The organism is Schumannella sp. 10F1B-5-1 (genome assembly GCF_006517535.1).
GTDB lineage: Bacteria > Actinomycetota > Actinomycetes > Actinomycetales > Microbacteriaceae > Schumannella.
This window is the reverse complement of record NZ_VHQH01000033.1, coordinates 1-15430: the sequence shown is the minus strand read 5'-3', so window position 1 is coordinate 15430 and position 15430 is coordinate 1. Positions and strand designations below refer to the sequence as shown.

Sequence of the window (15430 nt, the reverse complement as noted above, 5' to 3'; positions counted from 1 at the left end):
ACTCCGGCTCGTCGCCGGCGCCGGCGGGACCGCCGGGGATGTCGTCGCGGGCGCTCACAGCGCACCCCCTTGCTCGGTCGGGTCGCCGACCGTGTCGTGCACGAGATCGACCACGGCCTGGATCGTCTCGGCGAAGTTCAGATGAGTGGAGTCGAGGGTCGTCACGCCGTCGGCCGCGGTGAGGAAGTCGACGACCTTCGCGTCGGCCTTGTCGCGCTCGACGAGCTGGCCGGCGGTCGCCGCCTGCTCGGGAGTGAGCTCGGCCGCGCGGCGGGCGATGCGCACCTCCTCGTCGGCGGTGAGCAGGATGCGCACCTGCGCGTCGGGCGCGACGACGGTCGTGATGTCGCGGCCCTCGACGACGATGCCCGGGCTGGGCGTCTCGCGGATCAGCCGACGGAACACGTCGTTGAGCGCCGACCGCACCTCGGGAACGCGCGCGACGAAGCTGACGACCGCCGTGACCCGCGGCTCGCGGATCGCCTCGGTGACGTCGTGGCCGCCGACCGAGACGTGCGCGCCGCCCGGCGTGGGCACGACGCGGTAGTCGAAGTCGGCGAGCACAGTGCGCACCGCATCCGCGCTGTCGAGGTCGACGCCGAGCCCGAGCGCGCGCCAGGCGAGCGCGCGATAGGCGGCGCCGGTGTCGAGGAAGTCGTAGCCGAGCTCGCGCGCCGCGGCGCGGCTCACGCTCGACTTGCCGCTGCCGGCGGGGCCGTCGACGGCGACGACGACGGGGCTGGGGGTGGTCATCTCTCGGCCTCCATGAGAGTCCAGCCGCGCGCGACGAGCGCGTCGGCGAGTCGGCCGGCGACCTCGGGCAGCACCGCGATCTCGGCGAAGCCGACCTCGGCCTCGGGCGAATGCTCGAGGCGCAGGTCCTCCATGTTCACGCCCTCCTCGCCGATCTCGGTGAGCAGGCGGGCGATCTGGCCCGGTCGGTCGTCGACCTTGATGGTCAGGTTCGTGTAGCGGCCGCTGTGGCCGTGCTTGCCCGGGATGCGGCCGACGCCGATGTTCCCGTTCGCGACGGTCTCGACGAGCACGCGGCGCGAGCCGGGCGCGTCGATGTCAGCCAGGGCGGCGAGCACCGCATCCAGGTCGTCGCGCAGCGGACGCAGAACCTCGGCGATCGCGTCGGCGTTGGCGGAGAGGATCTGCCCCCAGAGCACCGGATCGCTCGCGGCGATGCGGGTCGTGTCGCGCACGCCCTGCCCGGCGAGGGCGAGCGACTCGTCGGCGCCCCCGGTCAGTCGGGTGGCGAGCAGCGACGCGACGAGCTGGGGTGCGTGCGAGACGAGCGCGACGCTGGCATCGTGGGCGGCGACATCCATCTCGATCGGCGTCGCGCCGAGGTCGAGGATGAGGTCTTCGAGCGCGGCCGCGCGGCGGTAGCTGATCCCGTCGTGCCCGGCGATGATCCAGGGGCGCCCGACGAAGAGGTCGGCGCGCGCCGACACCGCTCCCCCGCGCTCGCGGCCGGCCATCGGGTGGCTGCCGATGTAGCGGCTGACGTCGGCGCCGGCGGCGACGAGCTCGTCGAGCGGGGCGCGCTTGACGCTCGCGACGTCGGTCACGAGGGCGTCCGGGTAGGCCGCGAGCTCGGCCGCCACGACCTGGGCCGTGACGTCCGGCGGCACCGCGACGATGATCAGGCCGGGTGCGTCGCCCGGGGCCGGCGCGCGGCCCGCGCCGTAGTCGATCGCCAGACGGCGCGCCGAGGGCGAGGCGTCATCCAGCACGACGTCGACGCCGCGCTGCGAGAGCGCCAGCCCGATGCTGGTGCCGAGGAGTCCGCTGCCGACGACGCGCACGTTCTCGGCGAGTCGTCGATCGGTCATGAGCGGGGGCTCTCCTGGTGTGCGCGCCCCTGATCCGGGTCCGTCCCGGCGGCGCCTCCGGCGCGCGAGATCGTCAGCAGCCGGCCGAGCTCCAGTGTAGTGAGGTCGCGACTGCGCCCCACTCCGAGCGTTCCGAGGTGCAGGGGCCCGAACTGGCGGCGCACCAGGGCGGTCACGGGATGCCCGACCGCGTCGAGCATCCGTCGCACGATGCGGTTGCGGCCCGAGTGCAGCGTGATCTCGACCATGGTCGCGCCGCGCGACGGCTCGCCCACGAGCTTGGCCCGGTCGGCGCGGATCGGCCCGTCCTCCAGCTCGATGCCCTTCTTGAGCGTGCGCAGCGTCGCCGGCAGCACCTCGCCGCGCACGGTCGCGATGTAGGTCTTCTCGACGCCGAACGAGGGATGCGCGAGCACGTGGGCCAGGTCGCCGTCGTTCGTCAGCAGCAGCAGCCCGCTCGTGTCGCCGTCGAGGCGGCCGACGTTGAACAGGCGCTCGTCGTAGTCGACGGTGAACTCGCGCAGGTCGGGGCGGCCCTTCTCGTCGCGCATCGTGCTGACCACGCCGGTGGGCTTGTTGAGCATGACGTAGCGCTTGCCCGGGTCGAGCTGGATGGCGGTGCCGTCGACGCTGACGTGGTCGGTCAGCGGGTCGATGCGAGTGCCGAGCTCGGTGACGATCGAGCCGTTGACCTCGACGCGGCCGTCGGCGATCAGCTGCTCGCTGACGCGGCGCGACGCGACGCCGGCGGCGGCGAGCACCTTCTGCAGGCGCTCGCCTTCGGGGCGGTGCGGGTCGCCGCCGTCGTACTGCGGGCCGCTCATTGGGCGTCTCCGAATCCGTCGGCGCCGTCGGCGAGCAGGGGCGAGATCAGCGGGAGCTCCTCGATCGAGTTGATGCCGAGCTGCACGAGCAGCAGGTCGGTGGTCTTGTAGTGGAGGGCGCCGGTCTCGGTGTCGGTGAACGCCTCGGCGATCAGTCCCCGGCCGAGCAGGGTGCGCACGACCGAGTCGACGTTCACGGCGCGGATCGACGCGATGGCCCCGCGGCTGATGGGCTGGCGGTAGGCGATCACCGCGAGCGTCTCGAGCGCCGCCTGCGACAGTTTCGTCGGGTTCTGGGTGAGCACGAAGTCGCCCACGATCGCGTCGTGCTCGGCGCGCACGTAGATGCGCCAGCCGCCACCGACCTCGCGCAGCTCGAAGCCGCGGCGCACGCCGCCGGACTCGCCGTCGTAGTCGGCCACGAGCCGCGCGACCGCCTCGCGCACGGTCTTCACCGGCGCATCCACGGCACTCGCCAGGGCGACGAGCGACTGCGGCTCGTCGACGACCATGAGGATCGCCTCGAGCGCGCGGTCGAGGTCGGCGACCGGCGGGCGACGCGGGGCGTCGGGCGCGGCCTCAGCGACGTCGGCCTCAGCGACGTCAGCGGCGTCGGGCGCGGCGTCGGCGGCATCGACGGTCTCGCGGTCGGTCTCGGCCTCGAGGTCGGTCTGCGCCGGAGCGTCGTCGACGGGCGCGGGGGCCGGCTGCGTGTCATCCATAGTCGGCTCCCAAGTCTGCCAGGCTGTCGTCGGTCCAGTGCGCGGCAGTCCAGCGCACGGTGAGCTCGCCGAGCGGCTCGAGCTGCTCGAACGAGATCGCCGCGTTGCGGTAGAGCTCGAGCACGGCGAGGAAGCGGGCGACGACCTCGCCCTTCTGGTCGGCGCCGGCGCACAGCTCGCGGAAGGTCAGCGACTCCCCCGTGCGGCGACGCAGCAGCGTCACGACGTGCGCGGCCTGCTCGCGGATGCTGATCAGCGGCGCGTGCAGATGGTCGAGTCCGACGGTGGGCACCTCGCGCGGCGTGAAGGCGAGCGTCGCCAGTGCGGCGAAGTCGTCGACGCTGAGGGTCCAGCGCAGCTCGGGCGTCTGCCGGCGGTACTTCTCCTCGAGGCGCACCGAGCGCACGTGGCGGCCGGCCTCCGCATCCAGGTGCCCGGCGAACCAGCTCGCGACCTCCTTGAACGCGCGGTACTGCAGCAGGCGGGCGAACAGCAGGTCGCGCGCCTCGAGCAGCGCCACGTCCTCGGCGTCGACGAGCTCGCCGCGCGGCAGCAGCCCGGCGACCTTGAGATCGAGCAGCGTCGCCGCGACCACGATGAACTCGCTCGCCTGATCGAGCTCGGTCTCGGTGTCGAGGCCGTGCAGGTAGGCGATGAACTCGTTCGTCACCGCGCTCAGCGACACCTCGGTGATGTCGAGCTGGTGCTGCGTGATGAGCGAGAGCAGCAGGTCGAAGGGACCGTCGAAGTTGTCGAGCGAGAGGCGGAAGCCGGGCTCTGCGGCCGGCACAGGCCCGTTGGCAGCGACCTCCGCGCTCACCGCGGGCTCCGCATCCACGACCGCGACGGCGCCCTCGGCCTCGACCGCGGGGTCGGCCGGTGCGGACGCCGGCTCAGGCGACGGCGCCACGCGCGACGAGCTCCCGGGCGACCCGGCGGTAGGCCTCGGCCGCGGCGTGCTCGGGGGCGAAGGTCGTGATCGGCGTGCCGGCGACGGAGGCGTCGGGGAACTTCACGGTGCGGCCGATGACCGACTCCAGAACGCGGTCGTCGAAGGTCTCGACGACGCGCTCGAGCACCTCGCGCGAGTGCAGCGTGCGCGGGTCGAACATCGTGGGCAGGATTCCGTCGAGCGTGATCGCCGGGTTGAGCCGGTCGCGCACCTTGTCGATCGTCTCGATCAGCAGGGCCACGCCGCGCAGCGCGAAGAACTCGCACTCGAGCGGGATCAGCACGCCGTGCGCGGCGGTGAGCGCGTTGACGGTCAGCAGGCCGAGCGAGGGCTGGCAGTCGATCAGGATGACGTCGTAGCGGTCGCTCACCTGACGCAGCACGCGGGCGAGGATCATCTCGCGCGCGACCTCGTTGACGAGGTGCACCTCGGCGGCCGAGAGGTCGATGTTCGCCGGGATGATGTCGAGCCCCGGCGTCGAGGTCTCGACGATCGTCGAGGCGGTGTCCTTCTCCGAGCCGAGCAGCAGGTCGTAGATCGTCGGCAGGTCGTGCGTGTTGATGCCGAGCCCGGCGCTCAGCGCACCCTGAGGGTCGAAGTCGATCGCGAGCACGCGGCGCCCGTAGGCGGCGAGGCTCGCGCCGAGGTTGATCGTGGTCGTCGTCTTGCCGACGCCGCCCTTCTGATTGCAGAGGGCGATGATGCGCGCCGGGCCGTGGCCGTTGAGGGGCGCGGGCACCGGGAACTCGCGCAGGGGTCGGCCGGTGGGGCCGAGCTTCGACTCCGCGGGTCCGGAGACGTCCAGGCCGGGGAGCTCAGCGACGTCGTTCCGCTTGGCTGCCATGACCGCGAGTCTACGAGCGGGGATGCGCGGCTCCCGGCTCCGCAACGCCCCCGCAGACAGGCTCACCTCGACCTCTGGTTGAAGGTGAGAGCAGGTGTCTCCCCGCCTCAGCGGGCCCGCGGATGCGCGACCAGATAGGCCTCGCGCAGGGTGTCGGCCGTGACCATCGTGTAGATCTGCGTGGTCGCCACATTGGCGTGGCCGAGCAGCTCCTGCACGACGCGCACGTCGGCGCCGCGCTCGAGCAGATGGGTCGCGAAGGAGTGCCGCAGCGAGTGCGGCGACAGATCGACGTCGAGCTCGGCACGCTCCGCCGCCGCTCGGATGATCAGCCACGCGCTCTGCCGCGACACCCGCGCCCCGCGCGCGCCGAGGAACAGCGCCGGCGTCGCGGCGCCCTGCCGCGCCAGCTCGGGACGCGCGCGCACGAGGTACGCCTCGATCGCCGCCCGCGCCATCGACCCGACCGGCACCAGGCGCTGCTTGCCGCCCTTGCCGAAAAGGCGCACCGCATCCGCCGCACCGCCGTCGGGATCACCGCCGAGCAGGTCGTCGAGGTCGAGGCCGACCGCCTCGCTCACGCGCGCCCCGGTCGCGTAGAGCAGCTCGAGCAGCGCGCGGTCGCGCATCCGCACCGGGTCCTCGCCCTCGGTCGCCGCGAGCAGCCGCTCGACCTGGTCGTAGCTCAGCGCCTTCGGCAGCCTCGACGGCAGCTTCGGCGCCGGCACGTCGCGCGCCGGATCGTCGTCGAGCAGCCCCTCGTCGACGAGGAAGCGGGCGAAGCCGCGGATCGACGACAGGATGCGCGCGAGCGACGACGCCGCCGGCTGCGGCACCCGCTCGCGCAGCCGCAGGCTGTGGGCCGAGATCGCGGATGCGGTGAGCAGCTCGGTCGCACTCCCCTCCCCCAGCTCGGCCAGGAAGGGTGCGAGGTCGCGGCGGTACGCGGCGACCGTGTGCGGCGACCGTCCCCGCTCGATCGTCAGGTGACGCAGGTAGCGCTCGAGCTGGCGTTCGAGGGCGGTCGGGCGACGCGGCGGCGCGGCCGTCTCGGGCACAGCGTCGGCGCCGCCCGGGGCGTCCGCACCGCCCGGGGCATCCGTCACGACGCCCTCCGAGCTGGGGGAAGAGGTCTCAGCCGCGGCGGGCATGGGCGGTGAGCACCGCGATCTGCAGGATCGAGTTGCGCAGGCGCCCGTCGAGCACCGCCGCCACGACCTCATCGAGCGCGACCCAGCGGCGCACGATCTGCGCCTCCTCCTCGCCGCGATCGAAGGCGTCGAGCTGTGTGAGACCGGTCGCCCGGTAGATGCGCAGCAGCTCGTCGCTGCCGCCGGGCGTCGTATGGAACTGCGCGAGCGGCTCCCAGACGTCGGCCGCGAGGTCGACCTCCTCGGCCAGCTCGCGTGCGGCGGCCGCCTGAGGCTCCTCGCCCTCGATGTCGAGCAGTCCCGCCGGCAGCTCCCACTCGCGCTCGCGGATCGGGTGCCGGTACTGGTTGATCAGCAGCACGCGGTCGTCGTCGTCGAGCGCGAGCACGGCGACCGCGCCGGTGTGCGCCACGAACTCGCGCACGAGCTCGCCGCCGCCGAAGGCGAAGCGCTCGCGCTTCACGCCCCACACGTGTCCGGAGAACACGGTCTCGGCCTCGAGGATGCGGGCCGGGTCGCTCAGGTCGGCGAGCTCGCCCGTCTCGAGGCGCGCGCGCAGCGCATCCACCTCGCCCGACATCAGGCCTCCGCGCCCACCGCGTCGACCGACTCGGCGGCCGCGGCGTCGTCCTCGGCCACCTCGAACAGGCGCGAGGCGCGCTGACGCTCGAGCGCCGCGCCCACCAGACCGCGGAACAGCGGGTGCGGGCTGTTGGGGCGCGAGCGCAGCTCGGGGTGCGCCTGCGTGCCGACGTAGAACGGGTGCACGTCGCGCGGCAGCTCGACGTACTCGACCAGCGTGCGGTCGGGCGAGATGCCCGAGAAGACCAGGCCGGCCTCGGCGATGCGATCGCGGTAGACGTTGTTGACCTCGTAACGGTGGCGGTGGCGCTCGGCGGTGGTCGTCGCGCCGTAGAGCTCCGACACGATCGAGCCCTCGGCCAGGTCGGCGTTGTAGAGACCCAGGCGCATCGTGCCGCCCAGATCGCCGCCGGCGATGATGTCGACCTGCTCGGCCATCGTCGCGATCACCGGGAACTCGGTGTCGGGGTCGAACTCGCTCGACGAGGCGCCCGGCAGCTCGGCCTTGTGGCGCGCGTACTCGATGACCATGCACTGCAGGCCGAGGCAGAGACCGAGCACCGGGATGCCGTTCTCGCGGGCGAAGCGCAGCGCGCCGAGCTTGCCCTCGATGCCGCGCACGCCGAAGCCGCCCGGAACGCAGATGCCGTCGACGTCGCCCAGCAGCTTCTCCGCGCCCTCCGGCGTCTCGCACTCGTCGGAGGGGACCCAGCGGATGCTGACCTTCGCCTCGTGCGCGAAGCCGCCGGCCCGCAGCGCCTCGGTGACCGAGAGGTACGCATCCGGAAGGTCGATGTACTTGCCGACGAGCGCGATCGTGACCTCGTGCTTCGGGTCGTGCACGGCGCTCAGCACACCCGACCAGTTGCTCCAGTCGACCTCGGTCGCCTGCTCGAGACCGAGCTGCTCGATGATGTAGGCGTCGAGGCCCTGATTCGTCAGCATGGTCGGGATGTCGTAGATCGAGGGCACGTCGATCGCGTTGACGACGGCCTGCTCCTCGACGTCGCACATGAGCGCGATCTTGCGCTTGTTCGACTCGCTGACCGGGCGGTCGCTGCGCAGCACGAGCGCATCCGGCTGGATGCCGATCGAGCGCAGGGCCGCGACCGAGTGCTGAGTCGGCTTGGTCTTCTGCTCGCCCGAGGCGCCCATGTAGGGCACGAGCGAGACGTGCACGAAGAACACGTTGCGGCGGGTCAGCTCGTGGCGGATCTGGCGCGCGGCCTCGATGAAGGGCTGCGACTCGATGTCGCCGACCGTGCCGCCGATCTCGGTGATGATCACGTCGGGGGCGGGGGTGCCGTCCTCCGGCGGGACCGCCTGCAGGCGCATGCGGCGCTTGATCTCGTCGGTGATGTGCGGGATGACCTGCACGGTGTCGCCGAGGTACTCGCCGCGGCGCTCCTTGGCGATGACGTTCGAGTAGATCTGGCCCGTGGTGACGTTCGCCGCCTGCGACAGGTTGATGCCGAGGAAGCGCTCGTAGTGGCCGATGTCGAGGTCGGTCTCGGCGCCGTCGTCGGTCACGAAGACCTCGCCGTGCTGGAACGGGTTCATGGTGCCCGGATCCACGTTCAGATAGGGATCCAGCTTCTGCATGACGACGCGCAGACCGCGCGCCGTGAGCAGGTTGCCCAGGCTGGCCGCGGTGAGGCCCTTCCCGAGGGAGGACACGACACCTCCGGTCACGAAGATGTGCTTGGTCGTCTGCCGCTCCGAGTTGTTCACCACGGGTTCTCAGCGTATCCCACCGGGAGCGTTCTCGTCCGCCTCGACGCGCTCGGGTTCGCGTGGTCGCGCGCGCGAGCGCGGTCAGCGAGCGCGATCCGCGGCCGCGATCAGCGGCCGCAGTCGACGGTTCTGGTCAGCGCCCGCGCTCAGCCCTCGTGGCCCGCGACCTCGAGCAGCTCGCGCGCGTGGGCCAGCCCCGAGTCGGAGTCGGCGAGGCCGCTCAGCAGGCGCGCCATCTCCGAGAGCCGCTCCTCGCCGCTCAGCGCGCGCACGTCGCTCGCGGTGATCGCGCCGTCGGTGCTCTTCACCACGGCCAGGTGGTTCGTGGCGAACGCCGCGACCTGCGCCAGGTGCGTCACGACGATGACCTGCGCCGACGCAGAGAGCTGGGCGAGCCGCCGCCCGATCTCGATCGCCGAGGCGCCGCCGACCCCCGCATCCACCTCGTCGAAGACGAAGGTCGGCACCGGGTCGCTGCCGGCCAGCACGACCTCGATCGCGAGCATGACCCGCGAGAGCTCGCCGCCCGAGGCGCCCTTGCTCACCGGCCGCGGCTCGGTTCCGGGATGCGGCTGCAGCAGGATCGCGACCGCGTCGCGCCCCGAGGTGCCCAGCTCGCGCGCGGTGACCTCGATGTGCAGCTGCGCGTCGGGCATCGCGAGCGCGGCGAGCTCCGTACTCACCGCGGCGCCCAGCCGCTCGCCCGCGGCGCGACGCAGCTGCGAGATCTCGTCGGCCAGCTGCTCGACCTCGGCGAGGCCGGCGTCGACGTCGCGGCTCAGCTCGACGATGCGGTCCTCGTCGCCGTCGAGCTCGAGCAGCCGGGTGCTGCCGTTCTCGACGAAGTCGACGACGTCGTCGACGGTCGGCCCGAACCGTCGCGCCGCCGCAGCCAGCGCCGCGCGACGCTCCTGGATCGCCTCCAGCTCCCGCGCCGAGTCGCCCTCGAGCGAGGCGAGATAGGTCGACAGTCGCGCCGACAGCTCGCTCAGCCCGAACGACAGCTCGGCCGCCGCCTCGCCGATCGAGGCGAGCTCGGGGTCGTGGTGGGCGCCGCGCTCGAGGGCGCGGCGCGCAGTCTCGACCAGGGCCACCGCATCCATGCCGCCGTCGACCTGCTGCGACGACACGGCCTCCTGCGCCTCCGCCGCCGCCAGACGCAGATCCTCCCGGTTCGTGAGGCGCTCGGCGGTCTCGCCCAGCTCGGTATCCTCGCCGCGCTGCGGGGCCAGCTTCTCGAGCTCGTCGAGCGCGGCGCGCAGCTCCTCCGCCTCGCGGGCACGGCGGTCGCGATCAGTCGTCAGCACGTCGAGCTCGGCGCGCGCCGTCTGCCAGCGCTCGAACCGGTCGCGGTAGTCGCCCAGCTTGATCGCCAGCTCCGAGCCGGCGTAGCGGTCGAGCGCCTCGCGCTGCGCGGTCGCCGAGGTCAGCCGCAGCTGATCCGACTGGCCGTGCACGACGACGAGTCGCTCGCCCAGCTCGCCGAGCACGCCCACGGGCGCCGAGCGTCCGCCGACCGTCGCGCGGCTGCGCCCCTCGCTCGAGACCGAGCGGCTCAGCAGCAGCTCGCCGCGGCCGTCGATGCTGTCGTCGAGGTCGCCGCCGGCGTCGCGCACGCGCTCGGCGACCGGGCTCGGATCGTCGACGCTCCAGCGCCCCTCGACCACCGCGGCCGCCGCTCCGCTGCGGACGCTGCCGGCATCCGATCGCGACCCGAGCAGCAGGCCCAGTGCCGTGACGACCATCGTCTTGCCCGCGCCGGTCTCGCCGGTCAGCGCCGTGAATCCGGGGCCGAGCGGCAGCACCGCCTCGCGGATCACACCGAGATCGCGGATGGAGATCTCCTCGATCACCGCGCCGCTCCGTCCTGGCCACGGCCGTCGACAGAGCTCGGCTCCTCGGAGTCGGGGCCGCGCCATCCCGTGACCGGCAGGGCGAACTTGCCCACCAGCCGGTCGGTGAACACGCTGTCGGAGAGGCGGGCGAGTCGCACCGGCTGATCGGAGCGCCGCACGACGACGCGGGCGCCCGGCGGCAGATCGAAGGTGCGGCGGCCGTCGGCCCAGATCACGCCCGCGCCGGCCGAGCGCTCGAGCAGTTCCACCGCGAGCGCGGAGTCGGGACCGACCACGAGCGGACGGGCGAAGAGCGCGTGCGCCGACAGCGGCACCATGAGCAGCGCCTCGACGCTCGGCCAGACGACGGGCCCGCCGGCTGAGAAGGAGTAGGCGGTCGAGCCGGTCGGCGTCGACATGACGACGCCGTCGCACCCGAAGGTCGAGAGCGGGCGGCCGTCGACCTCGACGGCGACCTCGAGCGAGCGCTCGCGGCTCGCCTTCTCGACCGACACCTCGTTGAGGGCCCAGGTCTCGTAGACCACCTGGTCGTGCTTCTTGACGCGCACCGACACCGTCATGCGCTCTTCGACGCGGTAGTCCCGCGCGAGCGCGCGGCGCACGGTCTCGGTCAGGTCCTCGCGCTCGGCCTCGGCCAGGAAGCCGACGTGCCCGAGGTTGACGCCGAGCAGCGGCGCCGATCCGCCCCGCGCGATCTCGGCCGCGCGCAGGATCGTGCCGTCGCCGCCGAGCACCATGACGAGCTCGAGATCGTGGATCGCGACGTCGCGCCCCAGCAGCGCGAGCTGCTCCAGGGCGGGGTCGGCGCGGCGCAGATCGGCTTCCTCGTCATCGGAGACGACGGGCGTCAGGCCCGCGGCGATGAGCTGACGGCACACCTGCAGGCCCGCGTCGAGCGACTCCTCGCGCCCCGTGTGGGCGACGACGAGGATGTGGCGGTCCGGCATCCGGGCTCCCTCCGGCTTCGGCGGTGACGTCGGTCGGCGCGGCCGGGCTCAGGGAAGCCGGTCGATCGCCGCGTCCCATTCTGTCGGATCGTCCGGGGCTCCCGCCGTCCAGTGCACGAGGTACTCCTGATTCCCGGTGGATCCCACGATTGGGGAGGAGAGCACTCCCCGAGCGCCCAGCCCGAGGTCCCGCGCGGCGCCGAGCACGGCACGCACGGCCGCATGCCGGTCGCCGCGCTCCCGCACGATCCCCTCGCCGCCGCGCACGCGGCCGCGGCCGACCTCGAACTGCGGCTTCACGAGCAGCAGCAGATCGGCCTCGGGATGCGCGACCGCCGTCAGCGCCGGCAGCACGAGCGCGAGCGAGATGAAGGAGAGGTCACCGACGATCAGGTCGGGCGCGGGCGCTCCCCCGGTCAGCTCGGCCAGACGCTCGGCGGTCAGGTCGCGCGCGTTCTCGCCCTCGACCACGGTCACGCGCGCGTCGCCCCTTAGCTCGTCGACGAGCTGCCCGTGCCCGACGTCGAGCGCCGTCACCGCCGCCGCGCCGCGCTCGAGCAGCACCTGCGTGAAGCCCCCGGTCGAGGCGCCCACGTCGAGCGCCCGCCGTCCGCGCGGGTCGACCGCGAAGCCGTCGAGGGCGGCGATCAGCTTGTGCGCCGCCCTGCTGACGTAGCCGTCGTCGCCGTCGACCTCGATCGGGATGTCCGCATCCACCTTCACCGAGGGCTTCGTCGCCGAACGCCCTGCGACCCGCACGCGCCCCTCGGCGATCGCGGTCTGGGCGACGCCGCGCGAGCGCGCCAGTCCGCGGCGCACGAGCTCGGCGTCGAGACGGACGCCGTCGGCCATCAGGCGCCGCGCGGGCTGTCGCTCGCCTCGAGCCGCGCCCGCAGCTCGTCGTGGATCTGGGTCAGCGCCGCCGCGCGGTCGCCGAGCGGCTGGTCCTCGATGACCCGCAAGCGCGACAGGAGACCGTCATCGACCGCGTCGTCGGCGCTGTCGTCGACCGAGCCCTCGCCGGCGAGCGTGCCGTCGGCATCCGCCGTGTTCGTCGAGTCGACGACGCCCGCGTCGGGCTCGGCGGCGTTCTCGTGCTGGTCGGGGTCGCTCATCATGCCGAATATAGCCGCGGGATGCGCCGACTCAGGCGTACAGCGCCGGGTCGACGTCGAGCGCGTAGATCGGCGTGCCCGTGCCCCACACCGCGGCCGTGCCGGCGCGCACGACGTCGACGGCGCTGCCCGGCTTCGACAGCCGCACCTGGCTGCCGTCGACGACCACCTCGGCATCGCCGCTGCGGTGCTTGCGCACCCCGCGGAGCCCGGTCTTCACGATCTGCTCGGGGTAGGGCTGATCGAGCTCGCGCAGGTCGCCCAGGATGAAGTGCGGACGCGAGTCGGCGTCGGCGGGCAGCAGCTGCTTCGCCCGGTCGATGCCGGTGAGCACGATCGCCGAGCGCAGACCGGCGCGGTTCGCCCCGATGATGTCGGTGTCGAGACGGTCGCCGAGGAACAGCGCCGATGCCGCGTCCGCCACCGCGAAGCGCTGCAGCGCCGCATCGAAGATCGCCTTCTCGGGCTTGCCCGCCACGACCGGCAGGCGTCCGACAGCGGTGTGCACGGCCGAGACGAGCGTGCCGTTTCCCGGGGCGATGCCGCGCGCGACGGGGATCGTCCAGTCGGTGTTCGTCGCCACCCACGGGATGCCGTCCTCCCCCTCGGGAGCGCGCAGCGCGAACGCCGCCTCGGCGAGCTGCTGCCAGCCGACCTCCGGCGCGAAGCCCTGGATGACCGCCGCCGGCGCGTCGTCGGCCGACCGCGTCACAGTGAATCCGGCGGCCTCGACGACCGAGGTGAGTCCCTCGCCGCCGACCACGAGGATCGTGGATCCGGCCGGTGCGTGCTGCTGCAGCAGCACGATCGCGGCCTGCGGCGACGTGACGACGTCCTCTTCGGCGACCTCCAGGCCGAGGTCGCCGAGGTGCCCGGCGACGCTCGCCGCGGTGCGCGAGGCGTTGTTCGTCACGTAGCCGACGCGACGCTCGGCGCGCGCCGCGTTGAGCGCATCCACCGCGTGCGGGATCGCTCCCGGTCCCTGGTAGACGACGCCGTCGAGATCGGTGAGAACCAGCTCGATGCCGTCGAGGGGCGTGGATGCGCGACGGCTCACTTGCTCTCCCCCGCGGCCGGCTCGTCCCCGGCGTCCGGCTCCGCGGGCGTCACCGCGGCGGCATCGGCGTCGGCAGTCGCGGCCTCGTCCTCGGCCTCGGTCTCGTCAGTGGCGACCTCGGCGTGAGTCTCGGCATCGACCTCGATAGCCGGGATCTCGGACTCGTCGAGCTCCTCTTCGAAGATCTCGACGGTGTCCTCGTCGGCCGACGCCTCCTCGAGGGCCTCGGTGGCGTGACGCGACCGCGCGAACCACTCCTCGGCCTCGTCGGCGCGTCCGAGCTCGGCGAGAACGGTCGCGTAGGCGTCGAACAGCGCGGGGCTCCAGGTGAAGGCGCGGTCGGGAACCAGCTGAGGGATCTCGAGCTCGTCCAGGGCGCGCTCCGGCTGCTCCAGGTCGAGACGGGCGCCCGACATGGCGATCGCCAGACCGACCTGCACGGCGACGGGCAGCTCGGATCGCTCGATCGAGCGTCCGAGCTCGAGAGCACGCTCGGGGCGTCCGACGCCGCGCTCGCTGTCGACCATGAGGGCGATCTGGTCGTTGCTGCCGCTCAGACGGCGGAAGGTGCGCAGCTCGCGCAAAGCGAGAGCGAAGTCGCCCGTCGCGTAGGCCGTGATGGCGACCGACTCGCGCACGACGGCGATGCGCCCGGCACGACGGGCCGCCGACAGGGCGTGGCGGTGCGCCAGCTCCGGGTCGTCGTCGAGGAGGCGGCCGGCCATCACCAGGTGACGGGCGACCCAGTCCGCGTTGTCCTTGCTGAGCGTCTTGAGCTCGATGCGGGCGCCCTTGTCGAGCTGGTTCGCCGCCACATCCTCGGGGATCTGCGGGTCGTCGTGACGGACGCTCTCGCCCTCGCCGTAGGCGGCGCGGGCGGCACGGCGTTCATCGTCGCCACGGCGCGGTCCGCGGTCGCCGTACGAACGACGCTCGCCACCATGGCGCTGCGGACGATCGCCATAGGAACGACGCTCCCCACCATCACGCTGACCGCGGTCACCGTAGGAACGACGCTCGCCACCGTCACGCTGCGGACGATCCCCGTAGGAACGACGCTCCCCACCATCACGCTGGCCGCGGTCACCGTAGGAACGACGCTCACCACCATCGCGCTGCGGACGGTCCCCGTAAGGGCGACGCTCCCCGTCGCGCTGCGGGCGGTCGCCGTAGGGACGTCGCTCCCCGCCATCGCGCTGGCCGCGGTCGCCATAGGGGCGGCGCGCTCCATCGCGCTGCGAGCGCTCGCCATAAGGGCGGCGCTCTCCGTCACGCTGCGGACGGTCACCGAACGAACGACGCTCGCGTCCGTCACGCTGGCCACGGTCGCCGTACGAGCGACGCTCACCGCCGTCACGCTGCGGACGGTCACCGTACTGACGACGTTCACCGTCACGCTGGGGACGGTCGGCGTAGGGACGACGCTCACCGCCGTCGCGCTGGGGACGGTCGGCGTAGGGACGACGCTCACCGCCGTCGCGCTGGCCGCGGTCGCCGTAGGGGCGGCGCTCGGAGCGGTCCCCAGAGCCGGCACTCCGGCCAGAGCCCCCCGAGCGGGAACCCCCGCGGGAATCACGGTCGCCCGAGGAGCGACGGTCACCGTCACCGCGCGGGCGGCGCGGGGCCTCGTCGTCGCGGTCGTTCCTGTCGCTCATCTCGACTCCTTCTATACTGACCGGGCGTCGACGACGAGCTTCCGGCCTGGACGCCCTCTCGAGCATCGTGCCTTAAACAGAAAATGGCCACCCGCAATGGGTGGCCATTTTCTGAAAGAAGTCCGGCGGTGTCCTACTCTCCCACGAGGT

The 15430-nt window shown here is 72.9% G+C and carries 16 protein-coding genes; 1 reads left to right on the top strand and 15 read right to left on the bottom strand.

What is annotated here, in order from left to right; translation table 11 throughout:
• Nucleotides 1–54: 54 nt before the first annotated feature.
• The 15 genes from cmk to FJ658_RS03665 all read right to left on the bottom strand — a co-directional run bounded on the left by cmk (nt 55) and on the right by FJ658_RS03665 (nt 14440).
• Complete coding sequence (gene cmk / locus FJ658_RS03735; protein ID WP_141144038.1) at nt 55–753, bottom strand: (d)CMP kinase; 699 nt, start codon at nt 751–753, stop codon at nt 55–57.
• Entirely contained in the window at nt 750–1841 is a 1092-nt protein-coding gene (locus tag FJ658_RS03730; protein WP_141144037.1) for a prephenate dehydrogenase, read from the bottom strand. Before FJ658_RS03730 ends, cmk begins: the two co-directional genes overlap by 4 nt.
• Complete coding sequence (locus FJ658_RS03725) at nt 1838–2665, bottom strand: pseudouridine synthase (protein WP_141144036.1); 828 nt, start codon at nt 2663–2665, stop codon at nt 1838–1840. Before FJ658_RS03725 ends, FJ658_RS03730 begins: the two co-directional genes overlap by 4 nt.
• Nucleotides 2662–3387, bottom strand: a complete 726-nt coding sequence (locus FJ658_RS03720) for an SMC-Scp complex subunit ScpB (RefSeq protein ID WP_141144035.1) — start codon at nt 3385–3387, stop codon at nt 2662–2664. Before FJ658_RS03720 ends, FJ658_RS03725 begins: the two co-directional genes overlap by 4 nt.
• Nucleotides 3380–4297 (bottom strand): ScpA family protein, encoded by a 918-nt coding sequence (locus tag FJ658_RS03715; protein ID WP_141144034.1) that lies wholly within the window; start codon nt 4295–4297, stop codon nt 3380–3382. Before FJ658_RS03715 ends, FJ658_RS03720 begins: the two co-directional genes overlap by 8 nt.
• Nucleotides 4281–5183: a ParA family protein gene (locus FJ658_RS03710; RefSeq protein WP_141144033.1), complete on the bottom strand. Its 903-nt coding sequence runs from the start codon at nt 5181–5183 to the stop codon at nt 4281–4283. The genes FJ658_RS03715 and FJ658_RS03710 overlap by 17 nt, the downstream gene beginning before the upstream one ends.
• Nucleotides 5184–5290: 107 nt before the next feature.
• On the bottom strand, nt 5291–6289 hold the full coding sequence (locus FJ658_RS03705; RefSeq protein ID WP_370454754.1) for a site-specific tyrosine recombinase XerD: 999 nt from the start codon (nt 6287–6289) through the stop codon (nt 5291–5293).
• A gap of 28 nt (nt 6290–6317) precedes the next feature.
• Nucleotides 6318–6914: an NUDIX domain-containing protein gene (locus FJ658_RS03700; RefSeq protein ID WP_141144031.1), complete on the bottom strand. Its 597-nt coding sequence runs from the start codon at nt 6912–6914 to the stop codon at nt 6318–6320.
• Complete coding sequence (locus FJ658_RS03695) at nt 6914–8650, bottom strand: CTP synthase (protein WP_141144030.1); 1737 nt, start codon at nt 8648–8650, stop codon at nt 6914–6916. Before FJ658_RS03695 ends, FJ658_RS03700 begins: the two co-directional genes overlap by 1 nt.
• A gap of 146 nt (nt 8651–8796) precedes the next feature.
• Complete coding sequence (gene recN / locus FJ658_RS03690; protein ID WP_141144029.1) at nt 8797–10503, bottom strand: DNA repair protein RecN; 1707 nt, start codon at nt 10501–10503, stop codon at nt 8797–8799.
• Nucleotides 10500–11453, bottom strand: a complete 954-nt coding sequence (locus FJ658_RS03685; protein ID WP_141144028.1) for an NAD kinase — start codon at nt 11451–11453, stop codon at nt 10500–10502. The genes recN and FJ658_RS03685 overlap by 4 nt, the downstream gene beginning before the upstream one ends.
• Nucleotides 11454–11501: 48 nt before the next feature.
• Complete coding sequence (locus tag FJ658_RS03680) at nt 11502–12305, bottom strand: TlyA family RNA methyltransferase (RefSeq protein ID WP_141144027.1); 804 nt, start codon at nt 12303–12305, stop codon at nt 11502–11504.
• Entirely contained in the window at nt 12305–12568 is a 264-nt protein-coding gene (locus FJ658_RS03675; protein ID WP_141144026.1) for a hypothetical protein, read from the bottom strand. The genes FJ658_RS03680 and FJ658_RS03675 overlap by 1 nt, the downstream gene beginning before the upstream one ends.
• 31 nt (nt 12569–12599) lie before the next feature.
• A complete protein-coding gene (locus FJ658_RS03670) occupies nt 12600–13625 on the bottom strand; it encodes an HAD-IIA family hydrolase (protein ID WP_141144025.1) in 1026 nt (341 codons plus the stop codon).
• On the bottom strand, nt 13622–14440 hold the full coding sequence (locus FJ658_RS03665) for a hypothetical protein (protein ID WP_181408315.1): 819 nt from the start codon (nt 14438–14440) through the stop codon (nt 13622–13624). The genes FJ658_RS03670 and FJ658_RS03665 overlap by 4 nt, the downstream gene beginning before the upstream one ends.
• Before the next feature lie 24 nt (nt 14441–14464).
• On the opposite strand from FJ658_RS03665, the gene FJ658_RS16035 reads away from it, so the two are divergent.
• Nucleotides 14465–15430, top strand: a 966-nt coding sequence (locus FJ658_RS16035; RefSeq protein WP_181408314.1) for a hypothetical protein, incomplete at its 3' end; no start/stop codon positions are given.

Excerpts from the sequence above, each read along its gene's own strand:
- FJ658_RS03710 (WP_141144033.1), bottom strand. The coding sequence starts at position 5,183 with ATGGCAGCCAAGCGGAACGACGTCGCTGAGCTCCCCGGCCTGGACGTC.
- FJ658_RS03700 (WP_141144031.1), bottom strand. The coding sequence starts at position 6,914 with ATGTCGGGCGAGGTGGATGCGCTGCGCGCGCGCCTCGAGACGGGCGAG.
- cmk (WP_141144038.1), bottom strand. The coding sequence starts at position 753 with ATGACCACCCCCAGCCCCGTCGTCGTCGCCGTCGACGGCCCCGCCGGC.
- FJ658_RS03680 (WP_141144027.1), bottom strand. The coding sequence starts at position 12,305 with ATGGCCGACGGCGTCCGTCTCGACGCCGAGCTCGTGCGCCGCGGACTG.
- FJ658_RS03730 (WP_141144037.1), bottom strand. The coding sequence starts at position 1,841 with ATGACCGATCGACGACTCGCCGAGAACGTGCGCGTCGTCGGCAGCGGA.
- FJ658_RS03720 (WP_141144035.1), bottom strand. The coding sequence starts at position 3,387 with ATGGATGACACGCAGCCGGCCCCCGCGCCCGTCGACGACGCTCCGGCG.
- FJ658_RS03685 (WP_141144028.1), bottom strand. The coding sequence starts at position 11,453 with ATGCCGGACCGCCACATCCTCGTCGTCGCCCACACGGGGCGCGAGGAG.
- FJ658_RS03675 (WP_141144026.1), bottom strand. The coding sequence starts at position 12,568 with ATGAGCGACCCCGACCAGCACGAGAACGCCGCCGAGCCCGACGCGGGC.
- FJ658_RS03725 (WP_141144036.1), bottom strand. The coding sequence starts at position 2,665 with ATGAGCGGCCCGCAGTACGACGGCGGCGACCCGCACCGCCCCGAAGGC.